Below are 463 nucleotides of genomic sequence, written 5' to 3'. Positions count from 1 at the left end.
TCGTAGCGGCGCGCTTCGAGGCCAGGTTCGACATGGATCGAGTTGGGCGTCATATCCGGAGCAACGTTGGCCATGTTTGGTTCTCGCTTTGGGTTAGTCCAAAACTGGCACGGAAAATTTGAGAGGCTCTGAATAAGCTATTTAAAATCCTAGCGAATTGCACTTTTATGCATTTTTGGCAAATATTCGTGGCGTCAAACGAAGCACAAATGAAAGCCGCCCTGCAGATCGGACAGGGCGGCTTTTCAATGAAAGTGTCGGTCGAGGCTATTCCATCATCTCGGTTTCGAGCGAGGCGACGCCGGTGATCGATTGCTGGAAGCCGGGGTCGAGGAACATGTTGAACTTGATCATCATCCGGTCGCCTTCGCGGCGCACTTCCGTGGCGCCGATCTCTTCGGTCGAGCCCAGGATGATGAGGAAGAAATTCCGCGGCAACATGATATAGGGGCCTATATTGATC

The 463-nt window shown here is 52.3% G+C and carries 1 protein-coding gene; it reads right to left on the bottom strand.

Annotated elements, in window-relative coordinates; all coding sequences use genetic code 11:
- Positions 1 to 267: 267 nt before the first annotated feature.
- On the bottom strand, positions 268 to 463 hold a 196-nt coding region (locus tag AC1D0P_RS29200), incomplete at its 5' end, for a hypothetical protein (protein WP_477679930.1).

Source organism: Polaromonas sp. P1_G2 (assembly GCF_056405515.1).
Note: the sequence above shows the minus strand (reverse complement) of the source record. Positions and strands in the feature narration are given on the sequence as shown.